Here is a 22613-nt window from a genome sequence, read left to right as displayed (position 1 = left end):
CGTAGGGGGCGGGCGCCATACCGGGCACCCGCCCCCTACGCGTACGTCTCAGGCCGTACGGGCCCGGCGGGAGACCACCGCGCGGAGCACCCGGCCGCCCTCCGTGGAGAGTTCGCGGGCCCGGCGCAGCCCGGTCGGCCCGTGGGAGACGGACTCCAGGACCGACTGCTGCCGGCGCAGCTCGCCCGCGAGGAGCGGCCCCGCCCCGGTCGCGTCCCCGGCGCGGCACCGCTCGATCAGCTCGTCCGTGACCTCGGCGGCCTCGTACCGGCCGTGCAGAGCGAGCGCGCTGACGGAACATCCGGCGGCCCAGACCCGCAGCGCGCCCTCGGCCCACTCGGCGGGGGCTGTGCCCAGCATCTCCCGTACGAGCCCGGCCGCCGTGCCCGCCGTACCGGTGCCGTCCAGCTCGATCCGGGCCTTGGCGACCGCCTCGCCCCAGGCATCGCCGTCACCCCGGGCCACGGCGGCCCAGACGGGTCGCAGCACGTCCCCGCCTTCGGGGGCGAGCAGCGGCAGACAGCGGTCCAGACAGGCGAGCCCGGCAGCCGCCAGACTCCGCTCGTCGGCCCGGTCGATCAGTTCCAGCAGGCTCATCGAGGCCTCCCGTCGCGGTCGCGGCACTGCCTCTTACTGCGCCACCTGGCGTGATTTCGTCACTACGCGGCCGGAATCATGCCAGTGGCCTCGTGGTGCTGCATAGAGGTCAGACCGGGGCTACCGCTCACCGTGGGGCTTCGCACCACAGGTCTTCTCGTTGAAGACCTCGACCGGGCACTTGGCCCGGGTGGCCCTCGCGCCGTCCTTGATCCGGCCGTCGCTCGTCACCAACGGCACGTCATACCCCTCGGCGAGCGCCACGTACACGGCGTCGTAGGCGCTGAGGTTGGCGTTCAGCTCACGCACGCGCGGCAGCAGAAAGAGATGCTCCGACCTGCGGAGCGGGAGCTCGGCGAAGGCGGCGCAGGCGTCGTCCAACTCCCTGCCGGTCAGCTTGCCGCCGCGACGACCGCCAAGGAGCGCGGACATCACCTCGACGTCCACCAGATGGGGAGCGAGAAGGCGCTCCCCCGTGACGCGTTCCCGTAGCGCCGCACCGACCGGCCCGACGTCGGCGATCAGCATGACGAGCGCACCGGCGTCGACCACGATCACTGGTGCCGCCTCGCCCGGTCGACGTCATCGAGCACGTCCTGGGTCGAGAGCCGCGCCGTGGCCCGGTTCTGGACGCGGGCGATCACGTCCTCCAGCGAAGGCGCCGCGGCTTCCTGCTCCAGCAGCGTCCGGGCGTAAGCCTGCAGCGACTGCCGGCGGCGGGCGGCCCTTGTCTTCAGCTCGGCCAGCGCTTCCTCGGACAGGTCTCGCACATAGAGGGTAGCCATGCGACAACTTTAGCCGCATTGCAAGCATTCTGCTAGCACTCGCTCAGTGGACCGCGGCGCCCGGCCCCCTTCACCGGACCCGCACCGCGAGCGCCCGGAACTGGTCCCAACTGGCCGTCGGGGTCCGGGCGTCCCACAGCTTCTGCGCCGTCGCCGTCAGCGGCATCCGAATCCCGTCGGCCACCTGCGTCGCCGTCTGCGCCTGGGACAGGTCGCACCAGACCGCGAACCGGCCGCCGAGGATCTGGGGGCCGTACCGCGCCGGAACGGGCGTCGTGCCGCGCAGGACCAGCGGGGTCCACTGCTCGTAGATCCGGCGGCCCGTGGGGTACGTGAACTCGTTCGGCTCCCCGAGGACGTAGTAGAGGAACTCGTCGTTCAGGTTGACGACCTTCCGGCCCTCCTGGAGGTACTCGATCGGCGGCCGGGCCCCGATCTCCTTGCCGGTCCAGTACTCGACCTCGATGCGCTTGTCGGCGGTGACGACGCCGCCTCGGAAGAACCCGTCGTTCCAGGCCTTCGCCACCTTGCCCGTACCGCGCACCACCGCCGCGCGGTCGTTCAGCCAGCCCTCCGCGAGGTCCTGGACGCCGGCCTGCGGGCCGTACTTCTCGCGCGCCGCCGTGGCCAGCTGCGGATAGGAGGCGGCCGGGTCGCGGACGGTCAGCGCCTGGTACTCGTCGGCGCCGACGTGGAACCAGCCGCCGGGGAAGAGCCCGGCGTACTCGCGCAGCAGCTCGTCGATGAGCTTCGCCGACGCGGGCTTGGAGATGTCGATGGCGCCCTGGCGCGGCACGCCCTGGACGTTGAGCAGCCGCAGGTCCGGGTAGGCCCGCAGGACCGCGCCGAGGTGTCCGGGCGAGTCGATCTCGGGCACGACGGTGATGTGCAGGGTCTGCGCGAGGGCGAGGATGCGGCGCACCTCGGCCTTGGTGAGGTGCTGGGCCGAGACGATCTCGGGGTGGGTGTCCGACTCGATGCGGAAGCCCTGGTCGTCGGAGAAGTGCAGGCCGAACTGGTTGAGCTTGAGGTCGGCCATCTCGCGCAGCCGGGCCTCGATCCACTCCGCCGTGAAGAACTTGCGGGCGATGTCGAGGTTGAGCCCGCGCTGCGGCTTGGCGGGCGCGTCGGTGACCGTGCCCTCGGGCATGGCGCCGGAGCCGTTCACCGACTGCTTGAGCGTGCGGGTCCCGTAGAAGACGCCCGCCTGGTCGGGGCCGGTGATCCTGACCCGGTCGTCGCGGGTGGTGAGCGTGTACGACTCGGGGGCGCCCGAGCCGCCGAGGGCCAGCTCGACGTCGCCCGCGCGGGCCGCCACGGCGCCCCGGTACGCGATCTTGAGCTCCCCCGCGAGCAGCCGGCCCTCGTCGGCGAGGCCCTCGCTGCCCGCCGCGACGACGACCCCGGCCTCGGGCGTGGGGCGCCAGCCCGGTCCGCGCGCCGCCTCGTGGTCGCGGACGGCGGGGACGGTGAGCGGGGCGCTGGAGAGGGGGAACGTCCGGGTGGGCGTGGGGCTCGGCGGGGGCGTGCTGGTCGGCGAGGTGGTCACGGGGGACGGTGTACCGGCGCCGGAGGTGGGGCCCGCCGGGCCCTCGGACGCGCCGTTGGAGCAGGCCGTCACGGTGGCCAGTGCCACCACGGCCGCGACGAGAGTGGGGCCCGCGTGGGGCCTTCGTATGGCGTAGCGCATCACTCGGAATCCTCCCTCAGGGGGCGGGGTGCGGCCATTCGAGGCACGTACGGGAACCGTTCGAGGACCGTACACGTCCAGAAACCGGTGCCGGAACGTCACGCACACGTTCCGAAACTCTCCCTTCCGGGTGAAATTCGCGCATCCTTCGGACAGTTCTCCCTCCCCGTCGATAACGTTGAGTCACACCCACCCCACCTTTCCCGGAGCCCACGCTGACCAGCGACACCCGCGCCCCTTCCCGGAACCGGAACCTGGGCTCCGCCGCGACCCCCGCCGCCACTCCCGCGATACCCGCCCAGCACGGCGATCACGATCCCCTCGCGCGCTTCAACGCCCTCCCGGCCTCCGCCGCGCAGGAGCTGCTGCTCACCTGCTGCCACAGCCGACTCTGGGCCGAACGGGTGACCGCGCACCGGCCGTACCCGACCCTCGACGCGCTGCTCGCCGCCGCCGACGAGGCCGGGTACGACCTGTCCGCCGCCGACCGCGACGGGGCGCTCGCCGCCGAGTCCTCGGCCACGCCCCACCCCGACGCCCCGCCCGCCGCGCACACCGCCCTGCGGGCCGCCCACGCCGCGTACGAGAGCCGCTTCGGGCACGCCTTCGTGATCAGCCTGGACGGCGTACGCCCCGGTGAGCGCCTCGACCAGGTCCTCGCGGGCATCCGCTCCCGGCTCGCCAACGAACCGGACGAGGAGCGGGTGGTCGCCGCCGACGAACTGCGCCGGCTCGCCCGCGCGCGACTCGCCCACCACCTCGGCGCGACCGCGAACCGGGGCCAGACGCCCGAGAACCGCGGGCAGAACCCCGCGAACCGGGCACAGACGGCCGCGAACCGCGCACAGACGGCCGGACGGGCGTCCGGAATGCGGTGATTCGGGGCGAGGTGATAGCCCGTCCGTAGTCCTTCCGTGCCTCTTTGATCACACCTATGGACCCCGCGCGAGCGAACCGACAAGTCGTCGCTACGATGACCAGGGCCGGTGGACCGTACCCGGCCGGGTCAGACCGACACTGAAGCCGGCCGACCCTGATCCCCGCTCCCGGAGGGTTTTTCCGTGCCGGCTGGAACGCTGTACCGCGGCCGGGAAGGAATGTGGTCCTGGGTGGCTCATCGAGTCACCGGCGTCCTCATCTTCTTCTTCCTGTTCGTACACGTGCTGGACACCGCTCTCGTCCGCGTCTCCCCCGAGGCCTACGACGAAGTGGTCGCCACGTACAAGACGCCGATCGTCGCACTCCTCGAGTACGGCCTGGTCGCCGCCATCCTCTTCCACGCGCTGAACGGCCTTCGGGTCATCGCCGTGGACTTCTGGTCCAAGGGCCCGCGCTACCAGAAGCAGATGCTCTGGACCGTCGTGGGCATCTGGGTCGTGCTGATGGCGGGTTCGATCTACCCCGTCCTCGGCCACGCCGCACGTGAACTGTTCGGGAGCTGACGCCAGACATGTCTGCTGACACCACTTCCGCGATCGGTCCCGTCGAGGGCGCCGCCCACTACGACGTGGACAACCCGGCCCCGTACATCGAGGCCCCCCGCAAGCGCACCGGCAAGACGCCGCGGGCGACCCGAGGCAACTTCGAGATGGCCGCGTGGCTCTTCATGCGCCTCTCGGGCATCGTCCTCGTCGTCCTGGTCCTCGGCCACCTGCTGATCCAGCTCTTCCTCGACGGCGGCGTCTCCAAGATCGGCTTCGCCTTCGTGGCCGGCCGCTGGGCCTCGCCGTTCTGGCAGGTCTGGGACCTCCTGATGCTCTGGCTCGCCATGCTGCACGGCGCCAACGGCCTCCGCACGGTCATCAACGACTACGCGGAGCGGGCCAACACGCGCCTGTGGCTCAAGGGCCTGCTGTACACCGCCACGGTGTTCACCATCCTTCTGGGCACGCTGGTGATCTTCACCTTCGACCCGAACATCCGCTAGGCACGGGGCTGAGGTAATCCACGTCATGAAGATCCACAAGTACGACACCGTCATCGTCGGAGCCGGCGGCGCCGGCATGCGCGCCGCCATCGAGTCGACGAAGCGCAGCCGCACCGCCGTCCTGACGAAGCTCTACCCCACCCGCTCCCACACGGGCGCCGCGCAGGGCGGCATGGCCGCCGCGCTCGCCAACGTGGAGGAGGACAACTGGGAGTGGCACACCTTCGACACGGTCAAGGGCGGTGACTACCTGGTCGACCAGGACGCCGCCGAGATCCTGGCGAAGGAGGCCATCGACGCCGTCCTCGACCTGGAGAAGATGGGCCTGCCGTTCAACCGGACCCCGAACGGCACCATCGACCAGCGCCGCTTCGGCGGCCACTCCCGCAACCACGGCGAGGCCCCGGTCCGCCGGTCCTGCTACGCCGCGGACCGCACCGGCCACATGATCCTCCAGACGCTGTACCAGAACTGCGTCAAGGAGGGCGTGGAGTTCTTCAACGAGTTCTACGTCCTGGACCAGCTGATCACCGAGGTCGACGGCGTCAAGAAGTCCGCCGGCGTCGTCGCGTACGAGCTGGCCACCGGCGAGATCCACATCTTCCAGGCCAAGGCCGTGATCTACGCCTCCGGCGGCACGGGCAAGTTCTTCAAGGTGACCTCCAACGCGCACACGCTGACGGGTGACGGCCAGGCGGCCTGCTTCCGGCGCGGCCTGCCGCTGGAGGACATGGAGTTCTTCCAGTTCCACCCGACGGGCATCTGGCGCATGGGCATCCTGCTGACGGAGGGCGCCCGCGGTGAGGGCGGCATCCTCCGCAACAAGGACGGCGAGCGCTTCATGGAGAAGTACGCGCCGGTCATGAAGGACCTCGCGTCCCGTGACGTCGTCTCGCGCTCCATCTACACGGAGATCCGCGAGGGCCGCGGCTGCGGTCCCGAGGGCGACCACGTCTACCTGGACCTGACGCACCTTCCGCCGGAGCAGCTCGACGCCAAGCTCCCGGACATCACCGAGTTCGCCCGTACGTACCTCGGCATCGAGCCGTACACGGACCCGATCCCGATCCAGCCCACGGCGCACTACGCCATGGGCGGCATCCCGACGAACGTCGAGGGTGAGGTCCTCGCGGACAACACCACCGTCGTCCCGGGCCTGTACGCGGCCGGCGAGGTCGCCTGCGTGTCGGTGCACGGCGCCAACCGTCTGGGCACCAACTCGCTGCTCGACATCAACGTCTTCGGCAAGCGCTCCGGCATCGCCGCCGCCGAGTACTCCGCCAAGCACGACTACGTCGAGCTCCCGGAGAACCCCGAGGCGCTCGTCGTCGCGCAGATCGAGAAGCTGCGCAACTCCACGGGCAGCGAGCGGGTGGCCGACATCCGCCGTGAGCTCCAGGAGACGATGGACGCCAACGTGATGGTGTTCCGTACGGAGCAGACCATCAAGACGGCCGTCGAGAAGATCGCCGAACTGCGCGAGCGCTACGAGAACGTGTCCATCCAGGACAAGGGCAAGCGCTTCAACACGGACCTGCTGGAGGCCGTCGAGCTGGGCAACCTGCTCGAGCTGGCCGAGGTCATGGCCGTTTCGGCCCTGGCGCGCAAGGAGTCCCGCGGCGGTCACTACCGCGAGGACTACCCGAACCGCGACGACGTCAACTTCATGCGCCACACGATGGCGTACCGCGAGGTCGGCGAGGACGGCTCCGAGACCGTGCGTCTCGACTACAAGCCGGTCGTCCAGACCCGCTACCAGCCGATGGAGCGTAAGTACTGATGGCTACCCCCGTACTGGACAAGGTCGAGGCGGAGTCCGCCGCCTCCCCGTACATCACGGTCACGATGCGCGTCCGGCGCTTCAACCCCGAGGTGTCGGACGCGTCGGTCTGGGAGGACTTCCAGATCGAGATCGACCCGAAGGAGCGTGTGCTCGACGCCCTTCACAAGATCAAGTGGGACATCGACGGCTCGCTGACGTTCCGCCGCTCGTGCGCGCACGGCATCTGCGGTTCGGACGCGATGCGGATCAACGGCAAGAACAGGCTCGCCTGCAAGACGCTGATCAAGGACATCAACCCCGAGAAGCCGATCACGGTCGAGGCCATCAAGGGCCTCACGGTGATGAAGGACCTCGTGGTCGACATGGAGCCCTTCTTCCAGGCGTACCGGGACGTCATGCCGTTCCTGGTCACCAAGGGCAACGAGCCGACGCGTGAGCGTCTGCAGTCGGCCGAGGACCGCGAGCGCTTCGACGACACCACCAAGTGCATCCTGTGCGCCGCGTGCACGTCGTCCTGCCCGGTGTTCTGGAACGACGGGCAGTACTTCGGCCCGGCCGCGATCGTCAACGCGCACCGCTTCATCTTCGACTCGCGCGACGAGGCGGGCGAGCAGCGCCTGGAGATCCTGAACGACAAGGACGGCGTGTGGCGTTGCCGCACGACGTTCAACTGCACGGACGCCTGCCCGCGTGGCATCGAGGTCACGAAGGCCATCCAGGAAGTCAAGCGCGCGCTGATCACGCGCCGCTTCTGACACCTGGCCGGCGATCGGTCGGCACTCAGTGCGGCGAGGCCCGCTTCTGTACGCTCATGCGTGCAGAAGCGGGCTTTGTCGTTGGTGGCCCTTGTCGTCGGTTGCCCTTGTCGTCGGTTGCCTTTGGCGTTGGTGGCCTTTGGCGGCTGTCGCGGGAGAAAGCGGGGAGAGATGAGCGAGCCGAACCCTTACGCGGACGGTGAGTACAAGTGGGGGCCCGGGCAGCAGCCGGGGAGCCCGGGCTACGGCTATCCGCAGGCGGGGACGCCCGGATACGGGCCCGGTTACGGGTATCCGCAGGCGGGGACGCCGGGCGGGTACGAGCCGACCCTCGCGGGCGGGCTGCCGGTGCCGCCGCAGTACCCGCCGGCGGGGATGGCCGGGGGCGCGCCGCTGCTGAGCCTGGGTGACATCACGGTCGTCGGGGACCAGATCATCACCCCGGCCGGTCAGATGCCGCTCAGGGGCGCGGTGTGGAACGCGATGGACATGTCGCGGACGGAGGAGAAGATCCCGACGGTCGCGATCGTGCTGGCCATCATCTTCTTCGTGCTGTGCCTGCTGGGTCTGCTGTTCCTGCTGATGAAGGAGAAGCAGACGACCGGCTTCATCCAGGTCACCGTGACGAGCGGCGGCCGGCACCACGCCACGATGATCCCGGCGCGGGGGCCGGACACGATCCACTGGGTCATGGGGCAGCTGAACTATGCGCGTTCGCTGAGCATCTGAGGGTTTCTCAGGGACTGGCCCGGGGCGGTACGTCGGGGTGGCTTCCGGCTCCTGTCGTCGCCCAGGGGGACACGGGAGGAGGCAGTGTCGGCGGCGTCCCCTACCTTCATACCCATGGTGGGGACCACGAGCCTGGGGCTCAGGCTGAACGCGGCGTTGGAGTCGGACAAGTACGCGGGCAAGGACGGGGAGGCCGGGGAGGACACGGGCGGGGCGGTCCAGGCGCTGGTCGACGCGTTGGACCCGGTGGCCCGGCGGGAGTTCGCTCTGCTGATGCACGCGCGGGCGTGCCGGGGCCGGGAGCCGGTCCTGGAGCGGGCGCTGGAGCGGCTGGCGGGGCAGGAGCTCGGCTGGTCGACGGCGGAGTCGGACCTGCTGCTCGGGCGCCTCGCGGGGCCGGAGGCCAAGGTCGCGCCGCACGAACTGCGGAACAACTTCGGGGCGTTGGTGCCGCTCGCGCTCGCGGCGGCCGAGCAGGTCGAGGAGTACGACCGGCCGCGCCTGCGGGCCCTGCGGCGGGCGGTGGAGAATCTGCGGGTCCACGCCGGTAAGGAGTTCGCGGGGCCGCGGGACCGGATCGACGCCCTGCTGCGGCGCGAGACGCCCCTGGTCGAGGGCCGGCTGCCGCGCCAACTGCTCGACGGCCTGGACGCGTACGGTCCGGCGATGCGGGCCGCGCACGCCGAACTGCTGGCGGGAAGGGGCGTGGTCGCCTTCCTGGCGCACTGCGTGCTCGTGGACAAGGTCCGGGCCACCCGGACCTGGCGCAGGCGGGCCTCGGCGCTCCTGGCGGAGACCGAGTCGGGTGCCGAGCTGGTGCGGCGGCTGCTGGAGGGGATCGCCGCACAGCCCGAGCACACGGTGGCCGATCTCAACCCCTGGGGCGTGATCGTCCGGGGCATCGCGGGCGACACCAACACCTGCCTGGTACGGGGCCTGTTGTGGACCGCGCTCGACCTGGACGCGGCGTGGGCGGCTCCGGTGACGGGCGCCGTCGCCCTGCACGCGGGGACCGGGCTCGGCGGATCGGGGGGTGAGTGCCGCAGTCAGCCGCTGGCCTCGACGGCCGTGGCGGTGCTCGGCGAGTTCGAGGGCGTCCGGGCCGAGGAGGCCGTCCAGTGGCTCGGGCGGGTCCGGGGACGCGTCCGTAACCGGACGATCCTGAAGGCGACCGCCAAGGCCCTGGAGACCGTCGCGGGGCGGTCGGGGCTCACGCCGTCGATGCTGCGCGAGCGCGGCGTCCCCGCGCACGGGCTCGACGCGCGCGGGGTGCGCGAGGAGGAGTTCGGGGAGTACACGGCGGTCCTCGCCGCGAGCGAGCCGGGCGTGGCCGCGCTGTCGTTCCGGGGCCCCCAGGGCCAGGTCCTGAAGTCCGCGCCGAAGCCCGTCCGGGAGGCGCATGGAGAGCGGCTTGCACCGCTCAGGGCCGGGTTCAAGGAGCTGCGGACCCTGCTGGCCGTGGAGCGGTCCCGCCTGGAGGAGCATCTGGCGGCGGGGACGACCTGGCCGACGGAGGACTGGGAGCGGTACTACATCGACCATCCGGTGACCGGGGCCGTCGCCCGGGCGCTGCTCTGGGAGGCCGACCCGGACGGCGACGGGCACTGGACGGCGGGGCTGCCCGAGCGGACCGGCGGAGGCTGGGCGCTGGCCGGTGCGGACGGCACCGCGCTCCCGGTCGCCCCGGGGGCTCGCCTGCGGCTGTGGCACCCGCTCCGGGCCGACGGCGAGGAGATCGCCGAGTGGCGGGCCGAGTTCGCGGGGCGGGAGCAGGCCCAGCCGTTCCAGCAGGTCTTCCGCGAGGTGTACGTGCTCGCACCCGCCGAGGTGGCCGCCGGAGCCCACTCCGACCGCTTCGCCGGCCGGGTCCTGCACTACGACCGGGCCAGGGCGCTGATGGCCGAGCGCGGCTGGACCGGCGACCACCTGGGGTTCTTCAGCGACGGCGACTCCGCCGAAGTGGTGCGGGAGCTGCCGCGCCCGGGTGAACTGCCCGTCGGGGAGGGCGCGTTCTGGCGGGCGCTGCTCTTCGTCGAGCCGGTCGACCCGCTGTCCCGGGAGAACGGGCTCGCCTCCCACTGCTCCACCGGCCCGGTCCGCTTCGAGCGGCGCAGGGCCAGGGCCTCGGCGGGGGCGCGCGGCGCCTGGCAGGAGGCCGCGCTGACCGACGTACCTGCGCTCGCTCTGTCGGAGGCGCTGCGGGACGTCGACCTGTTCGCGAGCGTGGCGTCCACGGACGCCGAGTAGCGGGAGCCGCACGGGAGTTCCGCCGTACAGCACCACCTGAGGACCCACCTCAGGACCCACCCCAAGACCCACCCAGGACCCCCACTTGAACATGTTCAAGTGGGGGTCTACAGTCATGCCCAGAAAGCATTTGAACGCGTTCAAGGGAGGGTGGGGCATGGACCTCACTGTCGTCGCGTACATCGTCTACCTGCTGATCAGCGTGGCTCTGACCATCTGGGTCGCCCGCACACTCAGCCGCAACGGAAGGATCTTCCTCTCCGACGTCCTGCACGGGAACGAGAAGCTCGCCGATGCCGTGAACCACCTCCTGGTGGTCGGCTTCTACCTGGTCAACTTCGGCTTCGTCGCCCTCTACCTCAGCCAGGACGAGGCCGTCGTCGACGCCCGGGCCCTCTTCGAGGCCCTGTCCGTCAAGCTCGGCGTGGTGCTCCTCGTCCTCGGCGTGATGCACCTGGGCAACGTCTACGTCCTCAACAAGATCCGCCGCCGGGGCGTCATGGAGCGCGAACAGGTCCCGCCGGTACCCCCGCAGGGCTGGACAGGCCCCGCCGCCAAGGGCCCCTGGGCACCGCCCGTCGCCGAAGCGTGAGGGAGGACGCATGAGCCGGACCGGCACCCCCGTACACCGCCTCACCGTGCTCTACGACGCCGACTGCCCGCTCTGCGTCCATCTGCGGCACTGGCTCCTGCGGCAGCGTCAGCTCGTGCCGCTCGACCTCGTCCCGGCCGCCTCGCAGGAGGCCAGGCGCCGCTTCCCCGGCCTCGACCACGCGGCCACCCTCAAGGAGATCACCGTGATCGGGGACCGGGGCCAGATCTACACCTCCACCGCCGCCTGGATCGTCTGCCTCTGGGCCCTGGCCGACCACCGGCCCAGGGCCGCCTGGCTGGCCACCCCGGCCGGGCAGCCCTTCGCCCGGGTGACCGTCCTCGCCGCCGCCAAGTGGCGCGAGGCGCTCAAGGCCGGCGGACCGACCGGCGGGCCCGCCTGCGAGGACGGGCGCTGCGAAGCACCCGGCGCGCCCGGCTAGGCTCGGGGACTGTGAAGGACGTGAAGGAAGAGAAGCCCGCCGAGCCCGCGGAGGCCGCCGAGCCCGCCGCGCAGCCCAAGGTCGCGAAGAGCGAACAGACCCGCACGCTGATCCTCGAAACCGCCCTCCGGCTCTTCAAGGAGCGCGGCTACGACAAGACGACGATGCGGGCCATCGCCCAGGAGGCCGGGGTCTCCGTCGGCAACGCGTACTACTACTTCGCGTCCAAGGAACACCTCGTCCAGGGCTTCTACGACCGGATCGCCGAGGAACACCAGTCGGCCGTCGAATCCATCCTGGCCAGCGACGAGAAGGACCTCACGGCCCGCATCCGCGGGGTCCTCCTCGGCTGGCTCGACATCGCCGAGCCGTACCACGAGTTCGCCTCCCAGTTCTTCAAGAACGCCGCCGACCCGGACAGCCCGCTCAGCCCCTTCTCCCCCGAGTCGGAGGGCCCGCGCGAGGCCGCGATCGAGGTCCACCGCCGGGTCATCTCCGGGGCGAGCGTCAAGATCGACCCCGAACTGGCCGAGCCGCTCCCCCAGTTGCTCTGGCTCCAGCAGATGGGCCTGGTGCTGTTCTGGGTGTACGACCGCTCCGAGGGCTGCGCCAACAGCCGCCGGCTCGTCGAGCGCCTCGCGCCCGTCACCGCCCGGGCGATCCACCTCTCCCGCTTCCGGCTGCTGCGCCCGCTGGTGCGCGAGACCCACGACCTGCTCGCCGACTTCATGCCGACGGCGGCCGGCATGGCGGCCTCGGGCAAGCCCAAGCGCACCAAGACCGCCAAGGAGTCCTGAGGGACGACGAGGAACAGCCGAGGGGCCCCGAGCCGGTGCACGGCTCGGGGCCCCTCGGGCTGCAGGGCAGACGGACGTCAGATCCAGCTCAGCTCCCAGAGCCGCCAGACCCCGGTGCCGTCGGTGAGGTACTGCGAGCCGGCGACCTCCGTCGTCGCGAGCACGTAGTCCTTCTTCTGCCAGAGCGGAACCAGCGGCACGTCCTTCGCGACCTCCGTCTGGATGTCCTCGAAGTCGTTCGCGGCCGCCGCCCGGTCGCTGTACTGCTGCGTCGCCGAGATCAGCGAGTCGATCTTGCTGCTGGCGAAGCCGTTGTGCATGGCGTTGCCCGCGCCCACGAGCGGGGCGGTGAAGCTGTCGGAGTCCGGGAAGTCGGGCAGCCAGCCCACCGGGTACGCGTCGTACTCGCCCTTCGCGTACGCCTTCTGGAACTCCTGCCACTCCGCCGCGACCAGCTCCACCTTGAACAGACCGGTCGACTCCAGCTGCCGCTGCAGCTCCTTCGCCTCGGCCGCGTACGTGGCGTCCTTGCGGTAGCCGAGGGTGAAGCTCACCGGCGTCTCGATGTCCGCGTCCTTGAGGAGGCTCTTGGCCTTCTTCTTGGACGGCTCGGGGTAGGCGTCGTAGAACGAGGTGTTGTGGCCGTTGAAGCCCTGCGGGATGAGGGAGTACAGCGGCTCGACCGTGCCGTGGTACGCGCCGGTGACGATGGCCGGGCGGTCGATGACGGCGGCGACGGCCTGCCGGACCTCCTTCTTGGCCATCGGCGAGCCGGGCTTCACGTTGAAGTAGAGATTGCGGATCTCGGCGGTCTGCGCCTCCGTGATCCGGGCGGAGTCCTTGCCGTCGCCCGCCTGGGAGAGGAACTCCGGCGGCATCTGGCGGTGCGTGATGTCCACCTGCTTGGCCTTCCAGGCGGCCGCGAGCTGCTCGGACTCCTTGTAGTACTTCACGACGACCGTATGGCCGGCCTTGGCCGCGCCCCGGTACTTCGGGTTGGGCTCGAGACGCGCGCTCTCGCCGGGCTTGAACTCCTTCAGGACGTACGGCCCCGAACCGTCGGCCGTGACGCCCTCGCGCGCCTTCTTGGCCGGGTACTGGCTGCTGTCGACGATGGAGCCGGCGCCCGTGGCGAGCTTGAACGGGAAGGTCGCGTCCCGGCTGTTCAGGTTGAAGGTGACCTTCTGCCCGTCGGCCACGACGTTCTTGAGGGTCGGGAAGAGCGGCGCGGGACCCGTGTCCGACTTGATGTCCAGGATCCGCTCGAAGGAGTGCTTCACGTCCTCGCCGGTCACCTTGCGGCCGTTGGAGAACGTGAGGTCGTCCCGGAGCTCGCACTGGTACGTGGTGAGCCTCGCGCCGACGAACTTGCAGTTCTCGGCGGCGTCCGGGACCGGCGTGATGACACCCGGCTTGAAGCTGAGCAGCGTCTGGTAGACGTTGCTGTACATCGCCCAGGAACCGGCGTCCCACGCGGCGGCCGGATCGAGCGAGGTCACCTCGTCCGTGGTGCCGATGGTGATCGGATCGGTCCTGACATCGTCCGAGGGAAGCAGCTGCCAGCCGCCCACCCCGGCGACCACCAGAACTCCACAAGTGATGAGGATCCGAAGACGGACCGTCGACCGCATCGCCGTGCTTCCTTTTTTCGAGCCCACCCCTGCCGCGACGGCGCCGAGCCATGCCGCGATGGCGTCACCCAATCACACGGGCTTCACAAGTGGAAGAGGAAACCTTCACGATGCAGGCATATGTCCGGGATGCGAATCCGGAGGTCGAACGGTACGTATCACCCCCGGCGCGATGAGTGACACCTTCCGCTCGCGCCGGCCGGTTACGCCTGCAGGGAGGCGAGCTGGACGACGGTGATGTCGGAGGGCGCGCCCACCCGGACCGGCGGGCCCCAGGCACCCGCGCCGCGCGACACGTACAGCTGGGTGTCGCCGTACCGCTCGAGCCCGGCGACGGTCGGATTGGCCAGCTCGGCGAGGTAGTTGCCGGGCCAGAGCTGGCCGCCGTGGGTGTGGCCGGAGAGCTGGAGGTCGACGCCGTGACGGACGGCGTCGTCGATCACGATCGGCTGGTGCGCGAGAAGGACGGCGGCCTTCGCACGGTCGCGGTCGCCGAGCGCGGCGGCGAAGTCGGGGCCCTGGCCCTCGGCCTCGCCGGCGATGTCGTCGACCCCGGCGAGGTCGAAGCCGGCCGCGGTCTCCAGGCGCGCGTTGCGCAGCGGGCGCAGGCCGAGCTCGCGGACGTGGTCGACCCAGGCGTCAGCGCCGGAGAAGTACTCGTGGTTGCCGGTCACGAAGAACGAGCCGTGCCGGGCCCGGAGCCGCGCGAGGGGCTCGGCGGCGGAGCCCAGGTTCTCGACGGTGCCGTCGACGAGGTCGCCGACGACGGCGATCAGATCGGGCTGGGTGGAATTGATGGTCTCCACGATGCGCCGGGTGTGCGCGCGGCCGAGGATCGGCCCGATGTGGATGTCGGACACGACGGCGATCCGGTACCCGTGCAGCGCGCGCGGAATCTTGGCCAGCGGCACGGTCACCCGCTTGACGCCGGGCCCGCGCAGCACGCCGTACGTCCCGTACCCGACGGTCCCCACGGCGGCGGCGGCCGCGGCCCCGCCGACGACCCGCGACACGAACAGCCGCCGGGACACGGCGGTGCCACCGGTGACGACCGGCTCGGGCGCTTCCGGCGCCTCGGGCACCTCCGGCGCCGGGGCGGGCGCGGAAGCGGGCACGGTCGCGGGGGCTTCGACGGCGCTCGGGGCCTGCGCGGGAGCCGGGGCCGCCGGGGCCCGGCGCTCGAGCACACGCCGCAGAAGGGGCCGGGCAGCCTCCCCCACGACGAGGGCGAGGGTCAGGTACAGCAGCAGGGCCAGCCAGAGGTACCCGGGCCAGGCCACGACCTGCTGGAGCCAGAACGGGGCGCCCGCCCGTGAGGAGACCAGGGCACCGACGGCCAGCGCGGGCAGCACGAACGCGGCGGCCGTGCCCAGCCGCCGAGCCACGCTCCCCCGCGCGGTGACATCGCGCACAAGGCGCCGCCACACATACCGGTGAACCCCGCCCAGCAGGCCGAGGACCACGACAGCCCCCACCAGAAACCCGAGCACGCGCCCCACCCCTTATCCGCGCCCGCGCCGCAATGCGCGCACGCCACGCAACCCGATCGCACCGACCACCGTCCCCAGGACAAAGGACGTGATGGCGAGCAGCAGATGAACCCAGAAGTAGGCCGTCGGATCGCCCGCGTCGTCGAAGGCGAGACCGCTCCCGTCGTTCCACAGATTTTTGACGAAAGTGATCCAGATGAACCAGCTCCACACTCCGAAGGCGAGCAGGAACCAGGAGACCGGCCGGCTGAGCTTCATGGCCCCAGTATCACCGCCCGCCGCACAGGCCCCGGCGGCGGGGCGGTCGGGGGTGGGAGGCCGAGTGGAGCGGGGGCGTGTGCGTCCGGGTGGTCGGGTTCGGGGGAAGCGCCGGGCGGGGTTCGGTTCGTTCGGTGGTGCCTGTACGTTTTCGATCGTGTCTGCTTCGAAGAAGACCGCTCGCGCGGTCCTTGCTGCCGCGCTGCTCCCGCTCCTCGCCACCGCCCCCGCGCACGCGGACACGGTGGACAACAAGGAGGACCAGCAGCCCAAGCCGCCCGCCCTCATGTCCTCCGTCGGCGGGTCGCTGCTCAGCAGGCCCGGTACGCAGGTGAACCTCGGGCCCGGGGCGCCGGTGCTGCCGAAGGAGCTGAGTGCGCGGTCGTGGATCGTCGCGGACGCCGAGAGCGGGCAGGTGCTCGCCTCGCACAACTCCCACTGGCCGCTCGCCCCCGCGTCCACGCTCAAGATGCTCTTCGCGGACACGGTCCTGCCCAAGTTCCCGAGGACGGCGACGCACACCGTCACGGCCCAGGACCTGGCCGGGCTCGGCTCGGGCTCCAGTCTGGTCGGGATCAAGGAGAAGCAGACCTACACCGTCCACGACCTCTGGCTCGGTGTCTTCCTTCGCTCCGGCAACGACGCGGTGCGGGTGCTCTCCTCGATGAACCAGGGCATCCCGCAGACCGTGGCGGACATGAACGCCCGCGCCGACGAGCTCCAGGCCCTCGACACGCACGTCGTCTCGCCGGACGGTTACGACGCTCCGGGCCAGGTCTCCTCCGCGTACGACCTCACGCTGATCGCCCGCAGCGGCATGCAGAAGGCGGACTTCCGGGAGTACGCGGCGACCGCCCGCGCCGCCTTCCCCGGCGAGCAGAAGCCGGGCAAGAAGCGCGAGACCTTCGAGATCCAGAACACCAACCGGCTGCTGACCGGAGACCTCGGTGTCCCGGCGTACCAGGGCATCGCCGGTGTCAAGAACGGCAACACGACGCACGCCGGCTCCACGTTCACGGGCGTCGCGGAGCGCAACGGCAAGGTCCTGCTGGTGACCGTGCTCAACCCGTCCTCCAAGGAGCAGCACGCCGTCTACAAGGAGACCGCGCGGCTCCTCGACTGGGGCTTCGCGGCGACCGGGAAGGTGACGCCGGTCGGCGAGCTGGTCCCGCCGAAGTCGGCGCGGACGACGCCGGGCACCGAGAGCGGCGGTTCGACGCCCGCGCCGGGCAAGAACGCGCCGGACACCGCTTCGAACGTCGCGGCGGCGAAGTCCGGGGGCGTGGGGACCGCCCTCGCCGTCATCGGCGGGGTGCTGGTGGTGCTCGCGGGGGCCGTGTTCCTCGTCAACCGTCGCTGGCCGCTGCGCCGCCCCCGGCCGGACGCTCCGGAGCAGGAGCCGGAGAGCTCTGAGCCGAGCGTGACCCCGTAGCCGTCCATGCGGCGCAGAACAGCAGCAGTTTCGCGGTGAAGTTGATCCAGAGCAGCAGCGCGACCGGGACGCCGAACGCGCCGTACATCGACTTGCCCGCGACCTCCCGCATGTAGCCGCCGATCAGCAGCTTCAGGAGTTCGAAGCCGATCGCGCCGATCACCGCCGCCACCACGAGGCGGCGGCGCGGCGGCTGGACGCCGGGGAGCAGTGTCAGCAGGTACAGCAGGACGAGGAAGCCCGCGACGGCGGCGACGGCGACGGAGGCCACCTGGAGCAGGATCCCGGTGGCCCCTTCGCCGGAGATTCCCACCCGGTCCGCGCTCCAGCCGACGGCTGTGGAGCCGAGCCAGGACGCGGCGAGCGAGCAGAGCCCGACCGCGCCGAGCCCGAACAGGACGAGCGCGTCCTTGCCCTTGCGTACGAAGGGGTTGCCCTCGTCCTGGTCGTCGAGCCCCCACACCGCGCGCAGACAGTCCCGCATCGAGCCGATCCACCCGATGCCGGTGAAGAGCAGCAGGGCGCCGGCGATGAGACCGATCGTCCCCGCGTTGTCCACGAGCCCGCCGATGTTGAGCTGGTCGGAGATGCCGGGGACCTGGTCGGAGATCTTGTCCTCGATCTTGTCGAGCTGCTCCTTGCTGAGCAGCGCGGCGCCGACGGCCGCGGCGACGGCGATCAGCGGGAACAGGGCCAGGAAGCTGATGAAGGTGATGGCGGCGGCGAGCCGGGTCCAGTGGGCGGCGTCGAGGGTCTCGTACGAACGCCAGGCGTGCGTCTTCATGAGCCGCGTGACCCAGGGTCCGATGACGGGGAGCTTGGTCAGCCAGTCCATGTCGTACGCGTACCCCTTGATCTCGTACAGATACCGTGTGCGGCCGGCGGCCTCACACGTCCGCTACGGCCATGCCGTACATCGCCGCCCAGACCAGGCCGACGACCGCGAGGGGGCGGTCGCGCAGGACGACGTCCTCGGGGGCTCCGGCGGCGCCCCGGTCGGCGAAGACGGCGTAGCGCAGGACCGCGAGGATGAACGCGATCATGGAGAGCTGGCGCCAGGGCAGCAGCGTGCCGGTGGCGACGCCGCCGCTCTCCAGCGCCCACAGGCAGTAGCCGAGGACCGCGACGCCGGCGGCCAACTGCCAGACGAAGCGCAGGTATCCGGTCGTGTACTGGGTGAGCAACGCGCGCGTGGCGCCCTGTGCGGCCTCCATCCGGACGGCCTCGGAGTAGCGCTTGGCGGCGACCATGAAGAGGGCGCCGAAGCCGGTGGTGATCAGGAACCAGCGGGAGAGCGGGATCGAGAGCGCGACCCCGCCGATCATCGCGCGCATCAGGAAGCCGGTGGTGACGACGGCGAGGTCGACGACGAGGACGTGCTTGAGGCGCAGGCAGTACGCGAACTGCATGACGAGGTACGCGACGAGGAGCGCGGCGGTCATGGGGTTGCACAGGACCGCGCTCGCGCAGGCCGCTCCGAGTGCGAGGAGCGCGCCGGTGGCGTACGCGAGGGGTACGGGGACGAGTCCCGCGGCGACCGGGCGGTGGCGTTTGACGGGGTGGGCGCGGTCGGCGGCGGCGTCGCGGGCGTCGTTGACGAGGTAGACGGCGGAGGCCGCGGCCGTGAAGAGGGCGAAGACGAGGGCGAGTCGGGCGGCCGTGTGCCACGAGGCGAGCTGCCCCGCGGCGACGGGGGCGGCGAGGACGAGGACGTTCTTGACCCACTGGCGGGGCCGCGCGGTCCTGACGAGCCCGGCGGCCGTCGCGGCCGTCTGCCGGCCGGCGTGGCCGCGCTGTCGTTCCGGTACGGGGGCGGGGGTGTCGAGGACGGCGGCGAGGCCGGTGGCGCGGTCAGTCACGGCCACCGCCGCGGAGGGCGACGGCGCCCTTGACGAGGTTCGGTGCCGCCTGGGGTACGGGTGCCACGCGCGCGTGGGGCGGGGTGCAGGCGGGTCCTGGTGCCCGGAGCCAGGCGCGGCCGAGGGTGGCCGTCACGGCGCCCAGGAGGGCGCCCGCCGCGACGTCCGTCGGGTAGTGGACGCCGACGACCAGGCGGGAGGCGCACATCGCGGCGGCCACGGGTGCGGCGAGGCGGCGGGCTGTCGGGTGCAGGGCGCCGAAGGCGACGGCGGCGGCGACGGCGGAGGTCGCGTGGGAGCTGGGGAAGGAGTGCCGTCCGGCGGTACGGACCAGGGGCGCGTACTCCGCGGTGGCCGGTCGTGGCCGCCGTACCACCCGCTTGACGCCCATGCTGGCCAGGTGTGCCCCGGCGATCAGGGCCGTGCCGCGCAGCCAGCTCGCCCGCCGTTCCGGGTCCACCGCGGCGGCGGTGAGCCCGGCGGCGAGCCAGAGGGCGCCGTGCTCGCCGCCGAAGGACAGCGCGCGGGCGGCGGTCGCCACCGGCGGGCGGTGCCCGCAGCCGCGCAGGGCCGCCAACAGCCGCCTCTCGGCCCCGGCCACGTCCACGTGTCGCATCGGCTCCGCCTCCCCGGATGCCGGGTCGGCGACGCCACCGACGCCGTCGACCCGGTCGAGCTGTGGTCGCGCTGACAGCCGACCGGAGACGACTCTGGCGCGGCGGCTCGCCGACCGCACGGCATTCTTTCCTGACACTCCTTTTATCACCCATTTCGCTCAACACCCCTGCATACCCGTCATATCGCGCATACAGGGCGATACGGTCGCCTCCATGGCTGCCCACACCGACGACGAGCCCCTCACCGGCTGGGGCCGCACCGCCCCCACCCTCGCGCGCGTGCACCGTCCCCGCACCTACGAGGAGGCCTCCGAGGCCGTCCGCGCCTGCGGCGCCCGAGGCTCCATCGCGCGTGGCCTCGGCCGCGCCTACGGCGACGCCGCGCAGAACGCCGGCGGCTCCGTCCTCGACATGACCGGGCTCGACCGGATCCGCTCCGTCGACGCCCTCGCGGGCACCGTCGACTGCGAGGCGGGGGTCAGCCTGCACCGCCTCATGGAGGTCCTGCTCCCGCTCGGCTGGTTCGTCCCGGTGACCCCCGGGACCAGGTACGTCACGGTCGGCGGGGCGATCGGCGCCGACATCCACGGCAAGAACCACCATGTCTCCGGCTCCTTCGGCCGCCATGTGGCCTCCCTCGAACTCCTCACCGCCGACGGCGAGATCCACACCGTCGTCCCGGGCACGGACCTGTTCGACGCCACCACGGGCGGCATGGGCCTGACCGGCGTCATCCTCTCCGCGACCCTCCGGCTGCTGCCCGTCGAAACCTCCCTCATGTCCGTCGACACCGAGCGCGCCACGGACCTCGACGACCTGATGGCCCGGCTCACCGCCGACGACGACCGGTACCGCTATTCGGTCGCCTGGATCGACCTCCTCGCGCGCGGCGCCGCCACCGGCCGTGCCGTCCTCACGCGCGGCGACCACGCCCCGTACGACGCGATCCCGGTCCGGGACCGCCGCGCGCGCCGCGCGCCCCTCGCGTTCCGCCCGGGGCAGCTGCCCGCCGCGCCCTCGTTCGTCCCCGAGCGGCTGCTCGGCCGCACGGCCGTGGGCCTGTTCAACGAGCTCTGGTACCGCAGGGCGCCCCGCCGCCGCACCGGCGAACTCCAGCGGATCTCCACGTTCTTCCACCCCCTGGACGGCGTCCCGCACTGGAACCGGATCTACGGGCGCGGCGGCTTCGTCCAGTACCAGTTCGTCGTCGGTCACGGGCACGAGGAGACCCTGCGCCGGATCGTGCGGCGGATCGCGCGGCGCGGCTGTCCGTCGTTCCTCGCCGTCCTGAAGCGCTTCGGCGCCGGCGACCCGGGCTGGCTGTCGTTCCCGGTGCCCGGCTGGACACTGGCGCTCGACATCCCGACGCGGCTCTCCGGTCTCGGCGCGTTCCTCGACGAGCTGGACGAGGAGGTCGCGGACGCGGGCGGCCGGGTCTACCTCGCGAAGGACGCGCGCGTGCGGCCCGAGCTGCTCGACGCGATGTATCCGAGGCTCGCCGACTTCCGCGCGCTGCGCGCCGCGCTCGACCCGCGGTCCGTGTTCACGTCCGACCTCTCCCGTCGCCTCGCCCTGTGAATCGCTCTCTCCGAGGAGTTTGATCGTCATGAAGGACGCCTTCGGCACCCCGCAGTCCCTGCTCCTGCTCGGCGGCACGTCCGAGATCGGGCTCGCCACGGCCCGCCGGCTGATCGCCCGCCGCACCCGTACGGTCTGGCTGGCCGGACGCCCGACGCCCGCCCTGACCGCCGCCGCCGACTCGCTGCGCGCGCTCGGCGCGGAGGTGCGCACGGTGGCGTTCGACGCGCTCGACACCGAGTCGCACCCGGAGCGGCTCGGCAAGATCTTCACCGAGGGCGACATCGACATGGTGCTGCTCGCCTTCGGGATCCTCGGCGACCAGGCGCACGACGAGGCCGATCCGCTCGCCGCCGTCCGGGTCGCCCAGACCAACTACACGGGCGCGGTCTCGGCGGGCCTGATCTGCGCGGCGGCGCTCCAGGCGCAGGGGCACGGCTCCTTGGTGGTGCTGTCGTCGGTGGCCGGCGAGCGCGCCCGGCGCGCGAACTTCATCTACGGCTCGTCCAAGGCGGGCCTCGACGCGTTCGCCCAGGGGCTCGGGGACGCGCTGCACGGGACGGGGGTGCACGTGATGGTCGTACGCCCAGGATTCGTACGGTCGCGGATGACGGCGGGCCTGGAGGAGGCGCCGCTGGCGACGACTCCGGAGGAGGTCGCCCGGGCCGTCGAGCTGGGGCTGCGGAGGCGCTCGGAGACGGTGTGGGTGCCGGGCGCGCTGCGGATGGTGATGTCGGCCCTGCGGCACGTGCCGAGGCCGCTGTTCCGCCGTCTGCCGGTCTGAGAGGGCCCTGGGGCCTGGGGGGTCAGCCGGCCGTCGGGGTGGGTTCGTCGACGGGCGCGCAGCTCTGGGCCGGGACCCCGGAGGCGTTGCGGGCGTCGCCGAACTCGAAGACGCGGAGCTTGCGCCACACCCCGTCCTCGCCCTGCTCGTACAGGGCGAAGGAGGCGCAGGTCCAGGCAGCCTCGAAGTCGGCCAGCTCGGCGTACGCCCGGTCCATCGCCTCCTCGGCGATGCCGTGGGCGACGGTGACGTGCGGGTGGTACGGGAACTGCAGCTCGCGCACGAGCGGCCCGGACTCGTCCCGGACGCGCTCCTGGAGCCAGCCGCAGGAGGAGACGCCCTCGGCGAGCCTCACGTAGACGACCGGGGAGAGCGGGCGAAACGTTCCCGTGCCGCTCAGGCGGACCGGGAAGGAGCGGACGCCCGCGGCGACCTCGGCGAGGTGCGCCTGGACCGCGGGGAGCCGCTCGGCGTCCACCTCGGTCGGCGGGACGAGCGTGACGTGCGTGGGGATGCCGTGCGCGGCGGGATCCCCGAAGCCGGCGCGCAGCTCCTGGAGCAGGCTGCCATAGGGCTCCGGGACCGCGATCGAAACGCCGAGCGTTACGGTCCCCACGTCG

Annotated in this window: 23 protein-coding genes and 1 pseudogene; 13 read left to right on the top strand and 11 right to left on the bottom strand. The window is 71.7% G+C overall.

Going from position 1 to position 22613, the window contains the following annotated elements; all coding sequences use genetic code 11:
* Nucleotides 1–48: 48 nt before the first annotated feature.
* From AB0F56_RS26345 to AB0F56_RS26330, 4 genes are all read right to left on the bottom strand, one after another.
* Nucleotides 49–597, bottom strand: a complete 549-nt coding sequence (locus AB0F56_RS26345; protein WP_362013842.1) for a hypothetical protein — start codon at nt 595–597, stop codon at nt 49–51.
* Nucleotides 598–717: 120 nt separating this feature from the next.
* Nucleotides 718–1155 (bottom strand): type II toxin-antitoxin system VapC family toxin, encoded by a 438-nt coding sequence (locus AB0F56_RS26340; protein WP_362013840.1) that lies wholly within the window; start codon nt 1153–1155, stop codon nt 718–720.
* Nucleotides 1152–1382, bottom strand: a complete 231-nt coding sequence (locus tag AB0F56_RS26335) for an antitoxin (RefSeq protein WP_362013838.1) — start codon at nt 1380–1382, stop codon at nt 1152–1154. The genes AB0F56_RS26340 and AB0F56_RS26335 overlap by 4 nt, the downstream gene beginning before the upstream one ends.
* A gap of 70 nt (nt 1383–1452) precedes the next feature.
* On the bottom strand, nt 1453–3072 hold the full coding sequence (locus AB0F56_RS26330; RefSeq protein ID WP_362013836.1) for a glycoside hydrolase family 20 protein: 1620 nt from the start codon (nt 3070–3072) through the stop codon (nt 1453–1455).
* Nucleotides 3073–3362: 290 nt separating this feature from the next.
* Here AB0F56_RS26330 and AB0F56_RS26325 point away from each other — a divergent pair, with 290 nt between their 5' ends.
* From AB0F56_RS26325 to AB0F56_RS26280, 10 genes are all read left to right on the top strand, one after another.
* Nucleotides 3363–3950 carry a 2-oxo-4-hydroxy-4-carboxy-5-ureidoimidazoline decarboxylase gene (locus AB0F56_RS26325; RefSeq protein WP_362013897.1) on the top strand — a complete coding sequence of 196 codons (588 nt, stop codon included), beginning with the start codon at nt 3363–3365 and terminating at the stop codon, nt 3948–3950.
* 183 nt (nt 3951–4133) lie between these two features.
* A complete protein-coding gene (sdhC, locus tag AB0F56_RS26320) occupies nt 4134–4514 on the top strand; it encodes a succinate dehydrogenase, cytochrome b556 subunit (RefSeq protein ID WP_189948009.1) in 381 nt (126 codons plus the stop codon).
* 8 nt (nt 4515–4522) lie between these two features.
* Nucleotides 4523–4999 carry a succinate dehydrogenase hydrophobic membrane anchor subunit gene (locus AB0F56_RS26315; protein ID WP_329116889.1) on the top strand — a complete coding sequence of 159 codons (477 nt, stop codon included), beginning with the start codon at nt 4523–4525 and terminating at the stop codon, nt 4997–4999.
* A 25-nt stretch (nt 5000–5024) separates the two neighbouring features.
* Complete coding sequence (sdhA, locus tag AB0F56_RS26310; RefSeq protein WP_362013834.1) at nt 5025–6779, top strand: succinate dehydrogenase flavoprotein subunit; 1755 nt, start codon at nt 5025–5027, stop codon at nt 6777–6779.
* Nucleotides 6779–7537: a succinate dehydrogenase iron-sulfur subunit gene (locus AB0F56_RS26305; RefSeq protein WP_362013833.1), complete on the top strand. Its 759-nt coding sequence runs from the start codon at nt 6779–6781 to the stop codon at nt 7535–7537. The genes sdhA and AB0F56_RS26305 overlap by 1 nt, the downstream gene beginning before the upstream one ends.
* A 171-nt stretch (nt 7538–7708) precedes the next feature.
* Nucleotides 7709–8266, top strand: a complete 558-nt coding sequence (locus AB0F56_RS26300; protein WP_362013831.1) for a hypothetical protein — start codon at nt 7709–7711, stop codon at nt 8264–8266.
* A 114-nt stretch (nt 8267–8380) separates the two neighbouring features.
* Nucleotides 8381–10513, top strand: a complete 2133-nt coding sequence (locus tag AB0F56_RS26295) for a DUF4132 domain-containing protein (RefSeq protein WP_362013830.1) — start codon at nt 8381–8383, stop codon at nt 10511–10513.
* A gap of 157 nt (nt 10514–10670) precedes the next feature.
* The gene (locus tag AB0F56_RS26290) at nt 10671–11105 is read left to right on the top strand and encodes a hypothetical protein (RefSeq protein WP_362013828.1); all 435 of its coding nucleotides are present in this window, start codon (nt 10671–10673) and stop codon (nt 11103–11105) included.
* A 10-nt stretch (nt 11106–11115) separates the two neighbouring features.
* Nucleotides 11116–11547 carry a DCC1-like thiol-disulfide oxidoreductase family protein gene (locus tag AB0F56_RS26285; RefSeq protein WP_362013826.1) on the top strand — a complete coding sequence of 144 codons (432 nt, stop codon included), beginning with the start codon at nt 11116–11118 and terminating at the stop codon, nt 11545–11547.
* 11 nt (nt 11548–11558) lie between these two features.
* Nucleotides 11559–12344 carry a TetR family transcriptional regulator gene (locus tag AB0F56_RS26280; RefSeq protein WP_362013825.1) on the top strand — a complete coding sequence of 262 codons (786 nt, stop codon included), beginning with the start codon at nt 11559–11561 and terminating at the stop codon, nt 12342–12344.
* A 77-nt stretch (nt 12345–12421) separates the two neighbouring features.
* On the opposite strand, the gene AB0F56_RS26275 is transcribed toward AB0F56_RS26280, so the two are convergent.
* The 3 genes from AB0F56_RS26275 to AB0F56_RS26265 all read right to left on the bottom strand — a co-directional run bounded on the left by AB0F56_RS26275 (nt 12422) and on the right by AB0F56_RS26265 (nt 15723).
* Nucleotides 12422–13975 (bottom strand): ABC transporter substrate-binding protein, encoded by a 1554-nt coding sequence (locus tag AB0F56_RS26275; RefSeq protein WP_362013895.1) that lies wholly within the window; start codon nt 13973–13975, stop codon nt 12422–12424.
* A 203-nt stretch (nt 13976–14178) separates the two neighbouring features.
* A complete protein-coding gene (locus AB0F56_RS26270) occupies nt 14179–15465 on the bottom strand; it encodes a metallophosphoesterase (RefSeq protein ID WP_362013824.1) in 1287 nt (428 codons plus the stop codon).
* 12 nt (nt 15466–15477) lie between these two features.
* Nucleotides 15478–15723, bottom strand: a complete 246-nt coding sequence (locus AB0F56_RS26265) for a hypothetical protein (protein ID WP_362013823.1) — start codon at nt 15721–15723, stop codon at nt 15478–15480.
* Nucleotides 15724–15880: 157 nt separating this feature from the next.
* Here AB0F56_RS26265 and AB0F56_RS26260 point away from each other — a divergent pair, with 157 nt between their 5' ends.
* On the top strand, nt 15881–17155 hold the full coding sequence (locus tag AB0F56_RS26260) for a D-alanyl-D-alanine carboxypeptidase (protein WP_362013821.1): 1275 nt from the start codon (nt 15881–15883) through the stop codon (nt 17153–17155).
* Here AB0F56_RS26260 and AB0F56_RS26255 read toward each other — a convergent pair.
* The 3 genes and pseudogenes from AB0F56_RS26255 to AB0F56_RS26245 form a co-directional block, all read right to left on the bottom strand.
* Complete coding sequence (locus tag AB0F56_RS26255) at nt 17070–17990, bottom strand: YihY/virulence factor BrkB family protein (RefSeq protein ID WP_362013819.1); 921 nt, start codon at nt 17988–17990, stop codon at nt 17070–17072. The genes AB0F56_RS26260 and AB0F56_RS26255 overlap by 86 nt on opposite strands.
* 52 nt (nt 17991–18042) lie before the next feature.
* Nucleotides 18043–19014 (bottom strand): decaprenyl-phosphate phosphoribosyltransferase, encoded by a 972-nt coding sequence (locus tag AB0F56_RS26250; protein WP_362013818.1) that lies wholly within the window; start codon nt 19012–19014, stop codon nt 18043–18045.
* A 103-nt stretch (nt 19015–19117) separates the two neighbouring features.
* Nucleotides 19118–19630: pseudogene (locus AB0F56_RS26245) on the bottom strand (phosphatase PAP2 family protein); the annotation flags it as partial.
* A gap of 214 nt (nt 19631–19844) precedes the next feature.
* Between AB0F56_RS26245 and AB0F56_RS26240 the strand changes: the two are divergent.
* Both AB0F56_RS26240 and AB0F56_RS26235 read left to right on the top strand, forming a co-directional pair.
* Entirely contained in the window at nt 19845–21209 is a 1365-nt protein-coding gene (locus AB0F56_RS26240; RefSeq protein WP_362013816.1) for an FAD-binding oxidoreductase, read from the top strand.
* A 28-nt stretch (nt 21210–21237) separates the two neighbouring features.
* The gene (locus AB0F56_RS26235) at nt 21238–21993 is read left to right on the top strand and encodes a decaprenylphospho-beta-D-erythro-pentofuranosid-2-ulose 2-reductase (RefSeq protein ID WP_362013814.1); all 756 of its coding nucleotides are present in this window, start codon (nt 21238–21240) and stop codon (nt 21991–21993) included.
* A 22-nt stretch (nt 21994–22015) separates the two neighbouring features.
* Here AB0F56_RS26235 and AB0F56_RS26230 read toward each other — a convergent pair whose 3' ends face one another.
* Nucleotides 22016–22609, bottom strand: coding sequence for a 2'-5' RNA ligase family protein (locus tag AB0F56_RS26230; RefSeq protein WP_362013813.1), 594 nt, complete (start codon nt 22607–22609; stop codon nt 22016–22018).
* Between the last annotated feature and the right edge of the window lie 4 nt (nt 22610–22613).

It is taken from the genome of Streptomyces sp. NPDC026092 (assembly GCF_040638605.1).
In the GTDB taxonomy this organism is placed as follows: Bacteria; Actinomycetota; Actinomycetes; order Streptomycetales; family Streptomycetaceae; genus Streptomyces.
This window is presented reverse-complemented; position numbering and strand designations above follow the sequence as displayed.